The organism is Pseudomonas cichorii, assembly GCF_003700275.1.
GTDB lineage: Bacteria > Pseudomonadota > Gammaproteobacteria > Pseudomonadales > Pseudomonadaceae > Aquipseudomonas > Aquipseudomonas cichorii_B.
Window position 1 is genome coordinate 113,867 of sequence record NZ_RBRE01000064.1, and the last position, 17,982, is coordinate 131,848.

Here is a 17,982-nt window from a genome sequence, read left to right on the forward strand (position 1 = left end):
GAGCCTCTCTTATTGTTCTGTCAGGTTGCGCACAGTGACGCCGCCTTCAAGCCGTTTGAGTTGGGCGGCATCGGTAATGCCGAAACCGATCTGGGTCACGGCCATGGCAGCAATCGCCGTCGCCGTGCGCAAGGTTTTCTGCGGGTCATGACCACTGAGCAGGCCATGCACCATGCCCGCCAGCAGCGAATCACCGGCGCCGACGGTACTGGCGACGGTGACCTTGGGCGGCAAGGCATGCAGCGCAGTGCCGGAACTGAACCAGTGCACGCCTTCGGAGCCCTGGGAAATCACCACATGCTCGATGCCCTGAGCGCGCAGGCGGGTCGCTGCTTCGGCCTGGGCCGCGATGGAGATGATCGGTGCGTCGAGGGCATCGGCCAGCTCTTCGGTATTGGGCTTGATCAGCCACGGAGCAGCGGCCAGACCGGCACGCAGGGCCAGGCCGCTGCTGTCCAGTGCGACCTTGAGACCGAGGTTCTTGAGCATCAGCAACAGCTTTTGCAACCACTCGGGCGTCACACCACGCGGCAGGCTGCCAGCGACCACCACGGCATCGAAGCCGGAGGCAATCTGTTCGACTCTGGCGAACAAGGCCTGCTGGGCCGCTTCGCCGACCTGCGGACCAGGACCGTTCAAGTCAGTGATACGGCCACTGCCTTCGGCCAGCTTGATATTGCTGCGGGTTTCTCCGGGCACCCGTACGAACTCGTCGACAAAACCGCGCCGGGCAAACAGCGACTCGAACGGCTGTTGATTGTCGATACCGAGAAATCCGGCCACGGTCAGTTCATGACCCAGATCGGCCAGTACTTGAGCCACGTTCAGGCCCTTGCCCGCCGCATGGCTGAGCATCGCATCGCTGCGATTGACCTGCCCGAGTTCCAGTTGACCCAACTGCACGGTCAGGTCCAGCGCCGGGTTCATGGTCAGGGTAAGAATCTTCGCCATTACAAGGCCTCCACCAGCGCACGCACTTCGGCGGCGCTACCTGCCGACAGCGCCTGTTGCGCCAGCTGTCGAGCGGTCATCAGTTCCAGTTCCCGCACACAAGCCTTGACCTCGCCAATGCTGCGCGCCGAAACACTCAATTCATCCACACCCAGCCCGACCAGCACCGGCACCGCCAGCGGGTCCGCAGCCAGCTCGCCGCACACGCCGACCCACTTGCCATTGGCATGGGCGGCACGCACGGTGATGTCGATCAGTTGCAATACGCTGGGGTGCAGACCGTCCGCTTGCGCGGAAAGAGTCGGATGGCCGCGGTCGATGGCCATGGTGTATTGCGTCAGGTCGTTGGTGCCGACACTGAAGAAGTCCACTTCCTTCGCCAGCACCGGGGCCAGCAAGGCGGCTGACGGCACTTCGATCATGATCCCCAGTTGCAGATCGCTGACCGGGATTTCTTCGCGCAGACGCAGTGTCATGTCCCGCGCCTGCCGCCATTCTTCAAGCGTGCCGACCATCGGGAACATGATGCGCAGCGGGCCGCTGTCGGCCGAACGCAACAAGGCGCGCAACTGGCTTTCCATCACATCGGGACGTTGCAGGGTCAGGCGAATGCCGCGCACACCGAGGAACGGATTTTCTTCCTTGTCGATGGGCCAGTACGGCAGCGGCTTGTCGCCACCGACATCCAGGGTACGAACCACCAGAGGCCGCCCGCCGAGATCGGTCAGTACGCGGCGGTATTCGGCTTCCTGGGTGGCTTCGTCCGGCGCCTGGGAATGAGCCATGAACAGCAACTCGGTGCGCAACAGACCGATACCCTCGGCGCCCTGCTCCACTGCTGCCGGTGTTCCGGCGCTGTCACCGATGTTGGCAAACACTTCGACGGCATGGCCATCGCGGGTTACAGCGGGCTCCATGCGCGAGGCAGCAGCGGCCTTGAGGCGCTGTTCACGGGCATCGCGGTCCTGCAACGCGCGCTGCAAGGTCGATTCGTCCGGGGCAACGGTCAAGCGCCCGCGCTGGCAGTCGAGTAACAGTGCAGTACCCGGCTTGAGCTGCAACACAGCGTCGCCAGCACCAACCAGCGCAGGAATACCGAGGGCACGGGCCACGATGGCGCTGTGCGCCGTTGCCCCGCCGCGGGCGGTCAGAATTCCCGCGACGTGCGCCGCATCCAGACGCGCGACGTCGGACGGACCGACTTCGTCCATCACCAGAATGTAAGGCTCGTCCGGAGCGGCCACGGTTTCAACGCCACAGATCTGCGCCAGCACGCGACGCCCGACATCGCGCAGGTCCGCCGCGCGCTCGGCCAGCAACGCATCATTCAATTGTTCCTGCTGGGTAGCGGCAGCATCGATCACACCGGCCCAGGCGGCCGCAGCACTTTCGCCCTTGTTCAGGCGCAGCTCGACCTCGTTGCCCAGTTCCGGGTCATCGAGCATTTCCTGGTGGGTGATGAAAATTTCGCGAATGGCCTTGGCCTTGCTGCGCTGGATCAGGCTTTCGATGTCCTGCCGCACCTCGACCAGAGCCTGCTGCAGACGCGCACGCTCGGCAGCCACCGATTCGCCCTGCGCCGGATAGTCGAACGCTTCCAGCACTTGAATATGCGCAGGCCCGATAGCGATGCCCGGAGAAGCCGAAACCGCTTGCAGCACTGCGCCATCGAGCGGTGCAGCCACAGCCTTGGCAACTGCGGCTTGCGGTGGAACGGCTTGCGGTTCGGTCGCCACCGGCAAGGGCTCGACTTCTTCACCCAGGCCTTGCTCCACTGCCGCCAGCAAGGCCGGCAAGGCGTCTGCCGCGATAGTCGGCTCAGCGATGAACTCCAGCGTCTGACCGCGGCGCGCACCGAGGCTGAGCAGTTTGCTCAGGCTCTTGGCCGACACCGCCGTTTCGCCAGTTTCCAGTACACGCACACGAATTTCGCCTTCAAACTCCTTGGCCAGTTGCGCCAGCACCTTGGCAGGACGGGCATGCAGGCCATGCGCGTTAGCCAGGACGATCTGGCTGGTCGGCCATTCGGCGGGCAATTCACCGCCCAGCGCCTGGAGGATGACCCGACTGTTGGTGGCGTGGCCCAGTTCGTGGCCGCGACCTTCGATCAACAGCGAGCACAGGCGCTCCAGCAAGCTCTGATGGGCTTCGCCCAGGCTGGCCAGACAAAACAGTCCGGTCAGTGGCTGGCCCAGATAGCGCAAGGGTTTGTCCGGGGTGACAAAGGCCAGGCCAGGACGCTTGACCGTCTGCTCGCTGTGCAACCACCACAGGCCATCACCCAGCGACAGCGCTTCGACCTGCTGGAGAATCGCGGCAAAACCGTTATTCACGCAGTCAGCCCGGCGCAACAGGCGAGCGCCGCGCCAGACCAGTTCTTCAAAGTCATCGGCCGACACACCGAGGCTGATCATCTGCGCATCGAGTGCCAGTTCCTGAGGCGCACCTTGCAGGAGTCGCAGCAGGTCTTCCGGCGTTTTCGCCTCGCGCAGAGCCTGGCCCAGATCCGCTTCGCCCAGGGCGCGGGTCAAGAGTTGCAGCAACCGCAAGTGCTCGTCCGACTTGGCCGCGATGCCGATAGCCAGATAGACCATCTGCCCGTCGCCCCAATCCACCCCCTCGGGAAACTGCATCAGGCGCACGCCGGTGTTGAACACCAGATCACGGGTTTCGGGCGTGCCATGAGGGATCGCGATGCCTTGGCCGAGGAAGGTCGAACCTTGCTGCTCGCGATTCATCAGTCCTTTGAGATACCCCTCTGCAACCAGACCGTCGGCGACCAGATGGTCGGCAATCAGTTGCAACGCGCCAGACTTATCCACAGCCGACTGGCTCATGGATATTTGCTCCAGTGAGAGTTCGAGCATGCCTTGACTCCTGTGCAGCGCCAGAGCGCTACCTGATTCTTGTTTTAATGACGACCATGTAGTGATCGACAGCTTAGGTGATGAAAGTGCTGCCTGTCGGATAGCACTTTGACCTTGATTTACAGCAAATATCCGCTTGCTGAATCGTTTAATCTACAATTGCACGGCACGTTACTCGATTATGGGTTCAGGTTGAAGCCCAGTCGGTCCGATAGCTGTAGGAGACTTCGCAAAATACACCGAGCACTTGGGTATCCCCCATGGTCTGCTGTAAAGATGCTCAACGATCAGCGAAACTCCTCGCTGGATCCGAGACAACCACGAAAAGGAACTTTTCGCGTGAAACTCAGCGACATTGCGCGTCTGGCAGGTGTTTCCGTCACCACGGCCAGTTACGTAATCAACGGCAAGGCCGAACAACAACGCATCAGCCCCGCGACCGTCGAGCGCGTCCAGGCCGTGGTCGATCAACATGATTTCCGCCCCAACCCGCAGGCTGCCGGGCTGCGCAGCCGTCACAGCCGAACCCTGGGCTTTATCCTGCCGGACCTGGAAAACCCCAGTTACGCCCGGATCGCCAAGCTGCTGGAGCAAGGCGCACGCGCCCATGGCTACCAGTTGCTGATTGCCAGCTCCGACGACGATCCCATCAGCGAGCTGCAACTGTTGCAGGTATTTCGTGCCCGTCGTTGCGATGCCTTGCTGGTCGCCAGTTGCCTGCCCGCCAGTGACGACAGTTACCGCGAGCTGCAGGACAAAGGCTTGCCGATCATCGCCATCGACCGGGAAATGAATCCGGAGTTCTTCTGCTCGGTGGTCAGCGACGACCACGACGCCAGCCTGCAACTGACCCGCAGCCTGCTGCAGACCCACCCCGAACATATCGCCCTGATCGGCGCACGCCCTGAGCTGAGCGTCAGCCAGGCGCGGGCGGAAGGGTTCCGGCATGCGCTGGGCGACTTCACCGGCAATGTGATTGTGGAACACGGCGAAGCCTTCAGTCGCGAATGCGGCCAGCGCCTGATGAGTGACATGCTGCAACGCCTGGGGCACCTGCCCAATGCGCTGATCACGACTTCCTATGTCTTGCTGCAGGGTGTTTTCGATGTGTTGCAAAGCCAGCAACTCAACCCGGCGCAGCTGCACCTGGGAACCTTCGGTGATACGCAGTTGCTGGATTTCCTGCCGCTGCCAGTGAATGCCATGGCCCAGCAACATCAGTTGATTGCCGAAAAAGCCCTGCAACTGGCTCTTGCCGCTATCGAAAGCAACCAGTACCAACCCGGCGTGCACGCGATCGGGCGGACCTTCAAGCAACGTATTCACGAGGCCTGACGGTGCCGCTGATCGATACCCACACTCATCTGGATTTTCCGGACTTCGACACAGACCGGGCGCAGGTTCTGGAGCACTGCCGCACTCTCGGCGTGCAGCGCATGGTGGTTCTGGGTGTCTATCAGCGTAACTGGCAACGGCTGTGGGATCTGACGCTGGAGCATCCGCAACTGCATGCCGCATTCGGTCTGCACCCGGTCTACATTGACGAACATCGCCCCGAGCACCTGAACGAACTGGGCGACTGGCTGACCCGGCTGAAAGGTCATCCACAGCTGTGTGCGGTAGGCGAGATCGGTCTGGATTACTACGTTGAAAATCCGGATCGCCAGCGTCAGCAACAGGTCTTCGAGGCGCAATTGCAACTGGCCGCCGATTTCGAGTTGCCGGCGCTGCTGCATGTACGGCGCAGCCACGCGGATGTGATAGCCACCCTCAAGCGCCACAAACTCAAACGCTGCGGGATCATCCATGCGTTTGCCGGCAGCAGGGAAGAGGCCCGGGAATACATCAGGCTGGGTTTCAGACTCGGCCTTGGCGGTGCCGCTACCTGGCCACAGGCATTGCGCATGCACCGGGTCATTGCCGAGCTACCGCTGGAGAGCATTGTGCTGGAAACCGATTCGCCGGATATGGCCCCGGCAATGTACCCCGATCAACGCAACAGCCCGGAGCACCTGCCCGAGATCTGTCAGGCGCTGGCCGGGCTGCTGAAGATCAGCCCGGAGCGGTTGGCGGAAGAAAGTACGCGCAATGCCTGCGAGTTGTTTGGCTGGACTTTTCGCGAATGAATTCGCTCCACAAACGGTTAGATCAGTAGGGTCCACAAGGCAAAGCCGGCGTACCAGACGATTGCAGCGCGGATCAGCAGCTCCCAGAGCAGGTCGAGGCTGGTCACGCCATCGGCGCCCATGACCGGTGCCGGGACTTCGCTGGCAACACGGCCAATGCGGGTTACCAATTGTGCAGCGCTGATGTTCCAGTTGAGCAGCTCATGCAGCATCACCCGGCTGACTGCCACGAAGTTGCCAACCAGCGCGAAGCTGGCCGCCAGCAATCTGACCGGCACCCAGTCGAAGGCATGCCGCAATTGCGTCGCACGCTCCACCAGTGCAGGATTGGTGCCGTGTTCGGTCGCCAGAGCCAGCAGCCGGTAAGCCAGCGCAGCAACCGGACCCAGCAGGAAATACCAGAAGATCACCACGAAGAAACTCTGGTAGGCCTGCCAGAGCATGTAGCCTTGAACCCCTTCCAGCAGTTCTTCGCCATTGTCCGCCAGCACGCCCATGTCTCTTTCGGCAACATGCACGGCAGCCTGTTCATCTCCACGTCGGCAAGCGTCACGAAACGGTCCCAATGCGGCCAGCAGATCGCCGCGCCCCAGGCTGTAGATCAGCACTAACAGGTGAACAGGCAATGCCAGCCAGCCGTAGGCCACCGAGCCGATGATAGTCAGTAACAGATGAAGAATCAGCAACGGCAGCAGGACCAACAGGCCCAGCATGATCCAGGGACGGGAGGCGGTTCGTGGGCTTGACTCAAGCCTGGCCAGTTCCTTCAGCCAGGGCCCGTCACGTTGTACACGCTGACGCAGCGCCGAAAACTTTTCGACCCAGACTGCCAGCAACAACACCAGAAAACTCATTGCTTATCCCTCACTTCAGTCCTGCAAGGCGGCTTGAAAACGGGCCCAGTCAAAACAAGGCCCCGGATCGGTCTTGCGTCCCGGAGCAATATCGCTGTGCCCACAAATACGCTGCGGCGTAATTGCCGTAAACACCTGACGCAACTGGCGCGTCAGATCGATCAGGGCGGCATATTGCGCATCGGTAAAGGGCTGGTCATCCGTGCCTTCCAGCTCGATTCCGATGGAAAAGTCATTACAGGCTTCACGCCCCTCGAAACAGGAAACGCCAGCATGCCAGGCACGGTCAAGACATGAGACGAACTGAATGACATCCCCATCACGCTCGATCAGAAAATGCGCCGAAACGCGCAAATCGGCAATGCCCTCGAAATAGGGATGCTCGGTGATATCCAGTTGATTCTGAAAAAAAGCCTGAACCTTGCCGGTTTTGAAACGGGCAGGCGGCAGGCTGATGTTGTGGATCACCAACAGCGAGATTTCACCCTCGGGTCGCGCATTGAAATTGGGTGAGGGACAGTGCTGCACGCCCTCACACCAACCGCTTGCGGGGTCCAACTGCATGAAGGCTCCTTGAAGTGATGGGGTCGATGCCGCAAGTATGCTTCAAACCGCCGCTGGAGCGAATTCATTCGCGAAAGCTTTGTTCGCGAATGAATTGGCTACCAGACCGTCAGTTGCCTTTGAGCTTACGCAGGCTGCTGATCACCGACTCCAGGGCACGGTCGAACAACAGGGCGTCGTCGAGTATGCGAATGGTGCCGCGACGCAGCTCGATCGCCAGTCCCATACGGGTCTTTTCCAGCACTTTCATGCCGGTGCGATTGACGAACACGTAGCGACCGGCGGGCTGGACAATCGCCGTAAGCTTGCAGCGCAGCTTGTTTTCTTCGTCTTCCTGAATCTCGACCCAGCCGCCCACGCGCAGCTTGTCGACCATCTGCAAACCGGCATCGTCATTGGGCAGTTGCAGGACGGTTTCGTGAGCCAAAGGCTCGTCCGGCGCGGTGAGGACGATTTCTTCCATCACGACCATCATCGCCGGGCCTTCCGCCGCATCGCTTTCGGCTTCTGTCGCGGCGCCCTGAAGCTCTTCGCCCTGCACATCCTGCAACCGCGAGAAGTGCTGGAAAGCCTGAACGTGCAGCACTTCAAGCTGACTGAAAAACTCGCTGGTGGCGAACGGGTCAAAGGCTGCGCTGGTCAATCCTTCGCGCAGCGACTTGAGCAGCCCTGGCACCAGTTCGAGCAGTTTCTGCCGGGCTTCGGTGTCTTCATGCAGCTCGACACTCCAGATCAGATCGTCCATGGCCTGCAGGCCCGCCAGCCATTCGCTGGAACCTTCGCCATGCTTGAGGCAGGTCAGCAACAGCACCTTGCTCCAGGCCTGTTGCAACAACCGAACGACTGCTTCCGGCAAGGTCTTGCCCAGCAAGCGTTCGTTCAACTCATGCTGCACCTGCTGACGCGCCAGCTCTGCGCGGGTGCGCCCCTCTTCGGCATCGCGAGTGCGCTGCTCAAGCAGCTCACTGCGCCGACGCTCGTCGCTAGTGAAGGCCAGGAAGTCCGCCAGCAGCTCGGAGAAAATCGCCGGATCATCGACAAAGTCATTGAGCAGGCGCTGCACGATCTGATCGACACGCATGTACAGCGAGTCGCGCTGATAATCGTCACGTCCGCCCCAGCCCAGTGCGGCCGTGGCGATCTCGTTCAGCAAACGGCGGGCAGGATGACTGCCACGGCTGAAGAAGCTCTTGTCGATCACGGCAACCTTGAGCATCGGAATCTGCAGTCGTCCGATCAACGCCCGCAGCGAATGCGGCAGATTGCGGTCATCGAGAATGAACTCAAAGAGCATGGCGATCAGGTTGATCACATCCTCATCGCCAGCCCCGACGCTGCGAGACTTGCCGCTCTTGACGCTGACCCGGGTCAACAGTTGTTCCAACTGATTGCGCAGGTCGAAATCTTCCGGGGTATCCGACGTCGGCACGTATTGCTGCAAGTGCGAGAGCAGGCGCAGCAGGTCCTTGCTGGAGATGGGCCGGACTTCAGAGCTGGGACCGTGGCGCGGAGTCAGATTACCGCGCACGTGCAGCAGCAACTCCTGCAACGCCGAAAATACTTCGAGCACGCCTTTGTCGAGCTTGTCGGCAGCCTGCGCCAAAGCCGGATCGGACAACTCGCTGGCGCGTTTTCTGGGCGCAGGCCGGTCGGATGAGCGACGGGCCGGCAAAGCCTTCATTTCGGGCAGGATACCGGTCGCGATCAGCAACTGGTTGGCCTCGCCATACAGGTGATCGGTATTGGCCAGGATGTATTTCTCGAACAGCTTGAGAATGATCAACTTGACCTTGATCTCGACCCCGAGGCTGCGTTTGGCCTGAAGGAAGAAATTGCACAGCATGGCCGGTCCCATGGGATTGGTATCGACCGTGATGGACTGCGGGATCATTTCGTTCAGGCGTGCGGTGAGCTGGCTCAGGGCAACGCCATCGCGACTCATGACCTTGGCAACCATCGAGTCGACGGCCACGGTTTTCTCCAGCTCGTCGTTGTGCACCAGTGACAGCTTGTCGAAAGCCACCACCGACGGCAGCACGGGCTCGGTAATCTGGTATTGGCCCAGCGCCAGGAAGGATTCGTAGAACTTGTCGAGAAAGGCACGCTCGATGCTTTTGCGCTTGAGGCGCAAATCGCGCATGGCCTCGAAAAAGATGTTCTGTTCGGTATTGCTGATGGCGCGGTCGGCCATCTCGAAGAGGGTGTCGTCAGCGTTGTCGAACAATGCCTGCAAGGCATCCTTGAGCTGCTGGGCAGCCTTGTCACGTACCTGCAACAACACGACGGGCAGCCGAGCCAAAGGCGTGCTTGTACCTTGCGCAGGGATTCCCTTGCTCAACGGCACAACGTTTTCGTCGTTTTGCATCAAACCCCCTGACAGGAAACGGCTTAAATCCCATCACAAACGCGGCTTGCAACCCTCGCCTGTGAAGCGATCCCCTTGGCTTTTGCGCTACGTCAAAGCTATGACGTCAAATACAAGTCGGATTATCTTTCAAAACTTGTATCGAACGCCAGCAAAGTATTGCGTCCTGTAACGGGCGTAATACACAAGCGGGGATATGCAGCGATAGACAACGCTAATCGTCATATATCGCAAAGGAATTTGGAAAACCGACCAACAGCACACTTTGCGCGGCTGACCCACGGCACAGGTGGGTTAGAGGGGTGACGTGCCTTATACTCGTGCGACTTTGTTAGTGGAGCCCGCTATGCCGAATTTACGACTCGCCGACCTGACAGCCGAAATCGAAGCCAATGTGCGGCGCGCATTGCTTGAAGATGTCGGCAGTGGCGATATCACCGCCCAGTTGATCCCTACAGAGCGGCTGGCCAAGGCCACGATCATTTCCCGCGATGCCGCAGTGATCGCAGGCTCGGCCTGGGTCGATACGGTTTTTCGCCAGCTTGATCCGCGCGTCGCCGTGCACTGGCAAGTCGCCGATGGTGACCGGGTCAACCCCAATCAGGCGCTGTTCCACCTGGAAGGCCCGGCTCGCTCGCTGCTGACCGGCGAACGTAGCGCACTCAATTTCCTGCAGTTGCTGTCAGGCGTCGCCACGCGGGCGCAACACTATGCCGATATCGTCAGCGACACTCAGGTCAAGCTGCTCGATACCCGCAAGACCCTGCCCGGCCTGCGTATGGCGCAAAAATATGCGGTGACTTGTGGCGGCTGCCATAACCACCGCATCGGTCTATACGATGCATTCCTGATCAAGGAAAACCACATCGCGGCCTGTGGCGGCATTGCCCAGGCGGTTGCCGCCGCGCACAAGATCGCCCCCGGCAAGCCGGTGGAGGTCGAAGTTGAAAGCCTGGCTGAACTCAAGCAAGCCCTGGACGCCGGTGCCGACATCATCATGCTCGACGAACTGAGCCTGGATGACATGCGCCAGGCCGTTCACCTGACAGCAGGCCGCGCCAGGCTTGAAGCCAGCGGTGGCATCAATGACGACACCTTGCGGATCATTGCCGAAACCGGCGTGGACTACATCTCGATTGGCGCAATGACCAAGGATGTGAAGGCGGTGGACCTGTCCATGCGCCTGAGCCTCTGACCTGTCCACAACTCGAAAGAGAGGAGTCGCCATCTTGGAACAATGGTTTGTCGTGAATGCGGGCAAACAGCTCGGCCCGCTGGATGCAGCTGCGGCGCGGCTCATTGCCCGTGAGGCACCGGGCGCATGGTGCTGGAAGCAAGGCATGCCGGACTGGCAGCCGATCTATCAGGTGCATGAAGTGCGGGCGATGAAAAAGGACGGCATCACTCCGTTCCCCGACCCGTCGCCCGAGATGATCCAGCCGCGCCCCTCAGCCCTGCCCGCGCACGCAGTTCCAGTTCCAGTTCCAGCTCCGAGCAGTCGACGACCTTCGTTCACTCCCGATCCAGGCATCTCAAGCGGCTTTGGCTCCGGACAAGCCACCGATGGCGTGGACTTCAAGCTATACGGCAGCGAAACGCAATTCGTCGAGCTGGAACTGGACCGTGGCGAAAGTGCCGTGGCCGAGGCAGGTTCGATGATGTACAAGACCTGCGACGTACAGATGGAAACCATCTTTGGCGACGGCAGCAGCCAGTCTTCAGGGTTGCTGGGTTCGCTGTTCGGCGCCGGCAAGCGCCTGATCACCGGCGAAAGCCTGTTCACCACCGTGTTCTCGCAACAAGGTTCCGGCAAGGGCCGCGTCGCCTTCGCCGCGCCCTACCCCGGCACCATCCTGCCGTTGCACCTGCGCGACTTCGGTGGCCGCCTGATCTGTCAGAAAGACAGCTTCCTGGCCGGCGCCAAGGGCGTATCCATCGGCGTCCAGTTCCAGAAGAAAATCCTCACCGGCCTGTTTGGCGGCGAAGGCTTCGTGCTGCAAAAGCTCGAAGGCGATGGCTGGGTGTTCGTGCACATGGGCGGCACGGTGCGCAAGATCGAGCTGACGGCGGGCGAATCTCTGGATGTGGATACTGGCTGTCTGGCGGCCATGACCCAAAGCGTCGATTACGACATTCGTATGGTCGGCGGTATCAAGTCCATGCTGTTCGGCGGTGAAGGTGTGTTCTTCGCCAAGCTGACAGGCCCCGGCACGGTATGGCTGCAAAGCCTGCCTTTCTCGCGCCTGGCTGGACGCATGCTGGCTGCAAGCCCAGCAGGTGTGGCAAGAAGCGAGCGCTGAACGATACGGGCCGCAAGCCGGCCCTGAAATACACAAGGAAGAGACATGCAGATCACTCAAGGCCAACGAATCCCGCTTTCCAGCCTGATCAAAGGCTCCGATCTCACCCTGAGCATCGATATCAAGTCCGCGCATGTAATCGACTACGTCTGCTTTGGAGTCGACGCGCTCGGCAAGCTGTCGGACGATCGCTACATGATCTTCTTCAACCAGCCCGCCAGCCCGTGCAACAGTGTCCGGCAGACCAATGGCGGCGACTTTCAGATTGCCCTTGCCGGCCTGCCCGCCGCTATCGACCGACTGGTGTTCACGGCCTCCATCGATGGCGCAGGCGCGATGAGTGACATTCAGGCCAGCCATTTCAGTATCAAGGATGCAGGGAACGAAGTCGCTCGCGGCGAATTCTCCGGCGCCACTTTTGCCGCCGAGAAAGCCATCATGGTCGCCGATATCTATCGCAAGAACGGTGAATGGCGCATTGCATCGAACCTGCAGGGCTACAACGCCGGCCTGGACGCACTGGTGGTGCATTTCGGTGGTGAAGTCGCCGAGGCCGCGCCGCCAGCACCCGCCAGGGTTTCGCTGGAAAAGAAAATTGCCGATGCCGCGCCACAGTTGGTCAGCCTGGCGAAAAAGGCCCAGGTCAGCCTGGAAAAGGCCAGACTGACCGACACCAAGGCGCGTGTCGGGCTGGTGCTGGATGCCTCGGGCTCGATGAACGCGCAATACAGCCGTGGCCATGTGCAGGAAGTGGTCAACCGGCTGATTCCGCTGGCGGTGCATTTCGACGATGACGGCGCACTGGATTGCTGGGCCTTCGGTGCCCGGCCTTGTCAGTTGTCGTCGGTGTCGCTGAGCAACTTCCAGGACTTCATCCAGACCGACCAGGGCGGCTGGAAGAACTGGGAGCTCGGCGCACGGGTCAATGACGAGCCCAAGGCCATGCGCATGGTCATCGATTACTACAAGAAATCCGGAGACCGGACGCCGATCTACATCCTGTTTATCAGCGATGGCGGCGTTCATCAGGACAGGGAAATCACCAAACTGATGATAGAGGCGGCAAGGCTGCCCATCTTCTGGCAGTTCGTTGGCCTCGGTGGACGCGGCTACGGGATTCTGGAAAAGCTCGACGACATGACCGGACGGGTTGTGGATAACTGCAATTTCTTCGCCCTCGACCGACTGGATGAAGTCCCGGAAGAGAAACTCTACGACTTGCTGATGGAAGAGTTTCCCGACTGGCTCAAGGCCGCCAGGAACGCAGGAATCCTGTAGGTTCTGTATGAAAGCGACATCCGTGACCCAATAAAAAACCCCCGCCATCGCTGGCGGGGGTTTTCTTCAAGCGCTGACCGGGTTTAGCCGATCGATACGCCGTGTGCTTCAGCCAGTGGCTTCAAGCCGCCGACGAAGCCTTGGCCAATGGCCTTGAACTTGAACTCGTCGCCATGACGATACAGCTCGCCGAAGATCATCGCGGTTTCAGTCGACGCATCTTCCGACAGGTCGTAACGAGCGATTTCCTTGCCATCCGCCTTGTTCAGAACGCGGATGTAAGCGTTGGCAACCTGACCGAAGCTTTGCTTGCGCTCTTCAGCCGAGTGGATGGTCACGCCGAACACCAGCTTTTTGACCGCAGCATTCAGGCCTGGCAGCTTGACCAGTACCGCTTCGTCGTCGCCGTCGCCAGCGCCGGAGCGGTTGTCGCCCAGGTGCTCGACCGAACCATCGGCCGACTTCTTGTTGTTGTAGAAAATGAAACCGCTGTCGTCCAGAACCTTGCCGTTCTCACCAACGATGAAAACCGAAGCGTCCAGGTCGAATTCGGTGCCGTCAGTAACGCGCGGGTCCCAACCCAGGCCTACGGTGATTTCGCTCAGGCCAGGGGCCTCTTTGGACAGGGAAACGTTACCGCCTTTACTCAGACTTACAGCCATGTGCGTAATCCTTTTCTAAAGAAGTGGTGAGGTATGAATCAGAAATTCATACCGTGAGCGTTAGCTACAGCCTTCAAGCCACCGGCATAACCCTGGCCTACGGCGCGGAATTTCCACTCACCGTTGTTGCGATACAGCTCGGCAAAGATCATCGCGGTTTCGGTGGAAGCGTCTTCGGCCAGATCGTAGCGAACGATTTCGGCGCTGGACTTCTCATTCACCACGCGGATGAAAGAACCACCCACCTGACCGAAGTTCTGCTTGCGGCTGTCGGCGTCATGAATGGTCACGACGAATACGATCTTGTCGACATCGGCAGGCACGCGGGTCAGGTCGACCTTCACGACTTCATCGTCACCATCACCAGCGCCGGTACGGTTGTCACCGGCATGCTCCACGGAGCCATCGGCGCTCTTGAGCTGGTTGTAGAAAATGAAGTCAGCTTCGCTACGGACTTTACCGTTGGCACCCAGCAGGAATGCACTGGCGTCCAGGTCAAATTCCTGGCCGTCAGTAGCACGCGGGTCCCAGCCCAGGCCGATCAATACATTGGTCAAGGTCGGGTCGGTTTTGGACAGCGAAAGGTTGCCACCTTTTTGCAGAGTCAAAGCCATGATTCGTTTATCTCCTTTTTCCAGTGTTTACGCTTTTTCTTCAGCCGACTCGTCTTTTCCCGGGAAGAGCAGGCTAGCGACAATACCGATTACCAATACCACCATCACCACCATCAAGCTGGTGTTGGCGCTGATGCTGTATCCATGATGGAACAAGTGGTCGGTAGCGTTCAGACCCAGCTTGATCGCGATGAAGAACAGCAATGCGATGACTGCTTTCTCCAGGTGAACCAGGTAACGCTTCAGGGCTTCAAGTACGAAGTACAGGGTACGCAGGCCCAGGATCGCGAACAGCATGGCCGAGAATACGATCAGCGGCTCGCGGCTCACGGCGATGATTGCCGGAACGGAGTCGAACGCGAACAGTACGTCGGAGATTTCAGCCACGACCAGACACAGGAACAGTGGGGTCGCAAAGATCGCGCCCTTGGCAGCCAGAGTGATGCCGCTGTTCTCGGGCTTCTTGATTTCCTCTTCCAGGACTTCACGTCTTACGAAGAAATTGTTGCCGTGCAGTTTTGGCCACACCGGGAACAGTTTCTTGGCGAAGCGATAAGCCATGTGCTGGGAGTAGTCGATTTCTTCGTCGTCGTTATCGCCAGCCCTGAGCATCATGATGGCAGTCCAGGCAACGATCACCGCGAACACCACTTCGACCCACGGCCCAAGAGCCAGAAGACCAGTACCGATGGCAACGAAAATGCCGCGGAATACGATGGCGCCGATGATGCCCCAGTACAGAACGCGATGCCGCAGGCCATCAGGGATCTTGAACCAGGCGAACAAGGCCATGAACACGAAGAGGTTATCGACGCTCAGGACTTTTTCCAGTGCATAACCGGTAACGAACAGAGTGGCGACTTCCGAGCCGTGCTGAACGTACAGAAAACCGGCGAATGCCAGCGAAATGGCAACCCAGAAAATCGACCAGGCGGATGCCTGGGTCAAGGTGATCGGCTTGTTTCCCCGGTGAGAAAACATGTCGACGGCCAGGGCCGAGATGGCCAGGCCAACGAAGACGGCCATCGTGAGTGGAGGGAAGCCTAGAGCGGTGCTTTCCATTTAACTGCGTTCCTCAAGGGGTAAATTTACAGGTCAAAATCGGACGGGTTCAGGCCAAGCTCGTTACAGATAGAGCGGCATACTGCCCGTTCCTTCTCGTCGAAGCTGCCATCTGCACCGCCGATGGCACAGCAGACGCGCACCAACAGGCGTGCAGCATCTTCTTTTTTCTTGATCTTGCCGATGGTTTTCAGCGCTTCGGCACGACCGATCTCGACATCGAAGTCGAACTTGGAGCAGGCATCCTGAAATGCCTGGATGACATCCTTCATGTCAAAAACTTTCAGTTCCTGAGAGTTCTGGATGAAGCCGGCCATTTTCTGCTTTTCACTGGAGCTGATATCGCCATCGGCTGCGGATACCAGAGCACAACCTGAAACCACGGCGTCCATGAACTCGCGATTCTTGAACTTCGAGACTTCGGAAGCAAGCTTGTCACGAGCCGCTGTTGCGTTTGTTTTCAACCAGTCCAGCATTTCAATCCCCTATGAGGCAGCCTGGCCACCTCAGAAAAATCAATCGTGTTGTTTACTTGGAACCAGCCGCCCAGCGCATGCCCCAGCCATAGGCCTTGTCCATGTTGCTGTGACCATTGTGGAAGTCCACGCAACGGGTCACCTTGACGGCGCCGTTGTCGTTTTCCAGCAGAGCGATCGCACACATGCCCTGGCGTCCACCTTCCTCGTTGAGGCGTACCTCGATCGGTGGCTGGCCCGGAGCGTGAATGGTGACCACGCCGTCGGTTTCCTTCCAGTTCGGCGCGCCTTCATAAATGAATGCGTACACCAGGATGCGACGAATCTTGGTCCAGTGCGCACCGTTGATATGCAGCCACTCACCATCGCTGATGGAACCTGTACGATCATCGCCCATCAACTTGATGAAAGGCTCGGTGTTGAGCGATCCAAACGAATTGCCCAGGGCCTGGACTGCGCCTTTGTAACCATCCTGCAACTCGAACAGGCAGCCTACATCAAGGTCGATCGCATTGCTCTTCTTCATCGAGAAGAAACCACCACCCTTGTTCTCGCTGCGGCGGTTCCAGTTCAGGTTGACCCTGATCTCGCCGAAGCCGGCACTGGTTTTTTCCAGGCTGACGGAAGCGCGGGTCTTGTCCAGCGTGATCTTGCTCAGACTGACCGTGGATTTGGCCGCTGGCGCCGGCACTGGAGCTGGCGCCGGAGCTGGAGCTGGAGCTGGAGCTGGAGCTGGAGCTGGAGGCTGGGCGTCTTGCGCCGCAACTTCAACCCCGAAGTTACCGGCCAGCGGCTCAAGGCCACCGGCAAAGCCCTGGGCCACGCAGCGGAATTTCCAGGCACCCTGACGCAGGTAGAACTCACCCAGAATCAGTGCGGTTTCCTTCATGCCGCTGGTGGAAATGGTCGCTTCGATCCCGCCGGTGATGGTGAGGGCCAGACGCGACACGCTGTCGAAACTGGCCTTGTTCTCATAGATGGTCGCGGTAAGCGCGACCTTCTCGATGGCAGCATCCAGACGGCTCGGATCAAGACTGAATACAGCGCGGCCTTCCGACGTTTCGGTCAGCTGTACCGCTCCGCCATTGACGCTTTTCTGGCCGTAGAAACACATGTCCTGATCGCCGCGGACCTTGCCTGAGCTGGTCAGCAGGAACGCGGAGACATCAATGTCCGCGCCCGCTAGAGGGGAATAGCTGACGTCGACCGTCAACGGGCCAGCAGCTACTGGCGCATTGGCGCCTGGGACAAGTTGGGTCATGCGCGTACCGCTCCAATGGCCAGGTCGACCAGATCATCGGCAGTGCGGCCATTGGTGGCCTGACCTACTGCAGTGAAATCCCAGCCGCTGGAAGTACGCACCAGATAGGACATCACCACGCCAGTGTGCTGGCCTTTTTCGGACAGGTCGAAGCGGCCCAGTTCGTTGCGCGAGCCCAGATCGACGATGCGGCAGTAGGCATTGGCGACTTTTTCAAAGTTCTGACCGGTGAACGAGTTAACGGTGAACACCAGGTATTTCACTGCGGCTGGCAGTTTTTCCAGATCGACGCTGATGGTTTCATCATCGCCCGCACCTTCACCGGTACGGTTGTCGCCGGAGTGCATGATCGCACCGTCACGTGATTGCAACTGACGGAACCAGACCAGGTCGAGAGGCTTCTTGTCGGCGTCCAGCATGATGCAGGAGGCGTCCAGGTCGATATCTCCGCCGCCGCCACCCAGCAGCTTGCCGAAGAAACCGCTGGCTTTTTCAGGGTCCCATCCCAGGCCCATGCTGACTTTCTTAAGGCCGGTACCAGCGGTTTTCTCAAGCGAGATCGTCTGGTTTTTTGCCAAGGTGATTGCCATTTTTCGCTCCAT

At 59.5% G+C, this 17,982-nt stretch carries 16 protein-coding genes; 5 read left to right on the plus strand and 11 right to left on the minus strand.

Translation table 11 applies throughout. The annotated features are described in order from the left end of the window. Positions 1 to 9: 9 nt before the first annotated feature. Both pfkB and ptsP read right to left on the minus strand, forming a co-directional pair. A complete protein-coding gene (gene pfkB / locus ALQ04_RS18085) occupies positions 10 to 951 on the minus strand; it encodes a 1-phosphofructokinase (RefSeq protein WP_122317113.1) in 942 nt (313 codons plus the stop codon). Continuing rightward, complete coding sequence (gene ptsP, locus ALQ04_RS18090; protein WP_122317114.1) at positions 951 to 3,818, minus strand: phosphoenolpyruvate--protein phosphotransferase; 2,868 nt, start codon at positions 3,816 to 3,818, stop codon at positions 951 to 953. The genes pfkB and ptsP overlap by 1 nt, the downstream gene beginning before the upstream one ends. A gap of 339 nt (positions 3,819 to 4,157) precedes the next feature. Between ptsP and cra the strand changes: the two genes are divergently transcribed. After that, positions 4,158 to 5,153: a catabolite repressor/activator gene (cra, locus tag ALQ04_RS18095; protein WP_122317115.1), complete on the plus strand. Its 996-nt coding sequence runs from the start codon at positions 4,158 to 4,160 to the stop codon at positions 5,151 to 5,153. Continuing rightward, positions 5,150 to 5,944 (plus strand): TatD family hydrolase, encoded by a 795-nt coding sequence (locus ALQ04_RS18100; RefSeq protein ID WP_183142220.1) that lies wholly within the window; start codon positions 5,150 to 5,152, stop codon positions 5,942 to 5,944. The genes cra and ALQ04_RS18100 overlap by 4 nt, the downstream gene beginning before the upstream one ends. A gap of 17 nt (positions 5,945 to 5,961) precedes the next feature. Here the strand turns inward: ALQ04_RS18100 and ampE are convergent, their stop codons facing one another. From ampE to ALQ04_RS18115, 3 genes are all read right to left on the minus strand, one after another. Next, positions 5,962 to 6,798, minus strand: coding sequence for a regulatory signaling modulator protein AmpE (ampE, locus tag ALQ04_RS18105; RefSeq protein ID WP_122317117.1), 837 nt, complete (start codon positions 6,796 to 6,798; stop codon positions 5,962 to 5,964). 15 nt (positions 6,799 to 6,813) lie between these two features. Next, positions 6,814 to 7,362, minus strand: a complete 549-nt coding sequence (gene ampD, locus ALQ04_RS18110; RefSeq protein WP_122317118.1) for a 1,6-anhydro-N-acetylmuramyl-L-alanine amidase AmpD — start codon at positions 7,360 to 7,362, stop codon at positions 6,814 to 6,816. 109 nt (positions 7,363 to 7,471) lie between these two features. Beyond that, positions 7,472 to 9,727: a DUF1631 domain-containing protein gene (locus ALQ04_RS18115; RefSeq protein ID WP_122317119.1), complete on the minus strand. Its 2,256-nt coding sequence runs from the start codon at positions 9,725 to 9,727 to the stop codon at positions 7,472 to 7,474. 346 nt (positions 9,728 to 10,073) lie between these two features. On the opposite strand from ALQ04_RS18115, the gene nadC reads away from it, so the two are divergent. Genes nadC through ALQ04_RS18130 form a run of 3 tightly spaced genes read left to right on the plus strand, consistent with a single transcriptional unit; the run spans position 10,074 to position 13,305 of the window. Next, positions 10,074 to 10,922 (plus strand): carboxylating nicotinate-nucleotide diphosphorylase, encoded by an 849-nt coding sequence (gene nadC, locus ALQ04_RS18120; RefSeq protein ID WP_122317120.1) that lies wholly within the window; start codon positions 10,074 to 10,076, stop codon positions 10,920 to 10,922. A gap of 34 nt (positions 10,923 to 10,956) precedes the next feature. Beyond that, positions 10,957 to 12,027 carry a TIGR00266 family protein gene (locus tag ALQ04_RS18125; RefSeq protein WP_183142214.1) on the plus strand — a complete coding sequence of 357 codons (1,071 nt, stop codon included), beginning with the start codon at positions 10,957 to 10,959 and terminating at the stop codon, positions 12,025 to 12,027. 45 nt (positions 12,028 to 12,072) lie between these two features. Next, positions 12,073 to 13,305, plus strand: coding sequence for a VWA domain-containing protein (locus tag ALQ04_RS18130; protein WP_122317121.1), 1,233 nt, complete (start codon positions 12,073 to 12,075; stop codon positions 13,303 to 13,305). An 83-nt stretch (positions 13,306 to 13,388) separates the two neighbouring features. On the opposite strand, the gene ALQ04_RS18135 is transcribed toward ALQ04_RS18130, so the two are convergent. The 6 genes from ALQ04_RS18135 to ALQ04_RS18160 are packed head-to-tail and all read right to left on the minus strand — an operon-like array spanning position 13,389 to position 17,970. Continuing rightward, positions 13,389 to 13,967 (minus strand): TerD family protein, encoded by a 579-nt coding sequence (locus ALQ04_RS18135; protein ID WP_122317122.1) that lies wholly within the window; start codon positions 13,965 to 13,967, stop codon positions 13,389 to 13,391. A gap of 38 nt (positions 13,968 to 14,005) precedes the next feature. Further along, the gene (locus ALQ04_RS18140; protein WP_122317123.1) at positions 14,006 to 14,581 is read right to left on the minus strand and encodes a TerD family protein; all 576 of its coding nucleotides are present in this window, start codon (positions 14,579 to 14,581) and stop codon (positions 14,006 to 14,008) included. A 27-nt stretch (positions 14,582 to 14,608) separates the two neighbouring features. Continuing rightward, positions 14,609 to 15,643 carry a TerC/Alx family metal homeostasis membrane protein gene (locus ALQ04_RS18145; RefSeq protein ID WP_122317124.1) on the minus strand — a complete coding sequence of 345 codons (1,035 nt, stop codon included), beginning with the start codon at positions 15,641 to 15,643 and terminating at the stop codon, positions 14,609 to 14,611. A 26-nt stretch (positions 15,644 to 15,669) separates the two neighbouring features. Further along, entirely contained in the window at positions 15,670 to 16,119 is a 450-nt protein-coding gene (locus ALQ04_RS18150; RefSeq protein ID WP_122317125.1) for a tellurite resistance TerB family protein, read from the minus strand. A gap of 52 nt (positions 16,120 to 16,171) precedes the next feature. Next, complete coding sequence (locus ALQ04_RS18155; protein WP_122317126.1) at positions 16,172 to 17,380, minus strand: TerD family protein; 1,209 nt, start codon at positions 17,378 to 17,380, stop codon at positions 16,172 to 16,174. Further along, positions 17,377 to 17,970, minus strand: a complete 594-nt coding sequence (locus ALQ04_RS18160) for a TerD family protein (RefSeq protein WP_122317127.1) — start codon at positions 17,968 to 17,970, stop codon at positions 17,377 to 17,379. The genes ALQ04_RS18155 and ALQ04_RS18160 overlap by 4 nt, the downstream gene beginning before the upstream one ends. Between the last annotated feature and the right edge of the window lie 12 nt (positions 17,971 to 17,982).

Coding starts and splice junctions, on each gene's coding strand:
- pfkB (WP_122317113.1), bottom strand. CDS start 951: ATGGCGAAGATTCTTACCCTGACCATGAACCCGGCGCTGGACCTGACC.
- ptsP (WP_122317114.1), bottom strand. CDS start 3,818: ATGCTCGAACTCTCACTGGAGCAAATATCCATGAGCCAGTCGGCTGTG.
- ampE (WP_122317117.1), bottom strand. CDS start 6,798: ATGAGTTTTCTGGTGTTGTTGCTGGCAGTCTGGGTCGAAAAGTTTTCG.
- ampD (WP_122317118.1), bottom strand. CDS start 7,362: ATGCAGTTGGACCCCGCAAGCGGTTGGTGTGAGGGCGTGCAGCACTGT.
- ALQ04_RS18115 (WP_122317119.1), bottom strand. CDS start 9,727: ATGCAAAACGACGAAAACGTTGTGCCGTTGAGCAAGGGAATCCCTGCG.
- nadC (WP_122317120.1), top strand. CDS start 10,074: ATGCCGAATTTACGACTCGCCGACCTGACAGCCGAAATCGAAGCCAAT.
- ALQ04_RS18130 (WP_122317121.1), top strand. CDS start 12,073: ATGCAGATCACTCAAGGCCAACGAATCCCGCTTTCCAGCCTGATCAAA.
- ALQ04_RS18135 (WP_122317122.1), bottom strand. CDS start 13,967: ATGGCTGTAAGTCTGAGTAAAGGCGGTAACGTTTCCCTGTCCAAAGAG.
- ALQ04_RS18140 (WP_122317123.1), bottom strand. CDS start 14,581: ATGGCTTTGACTCTGCAAAAAGGTGGCAACCTTTCGCTGTCCAAAACC.
- ALQ04_RS18145 (WP_122317124.1), bottom strand. CDS start 15,643: ATGGAAAGCACCGCTCTAGGCTTCCCTCCACTCACGATGGCCGTCTTC.
- ALQ04_RS18150 (WP_122317125.1), bottom strand. CDS start 16,119: ATGCTGGACTGGTTGAAAACAAACGCAACAGCGGCTCGTGACAAGCTT.
- ALQ04_RS18155 (WP_122317126.1), bottom strand. CDS start 17,380: ATGACCCAACTTGTCCCAGGCGCCAATGCGCCAGTAGCTGCTGGCCCG.
- ALQ04_RS18160 (WP_122317127.1), bottom strand. CDS start 17,970: ATGGCAATCACCTTGGCAAAAAACCAGACGATCTCGCTTGAGAAAACC.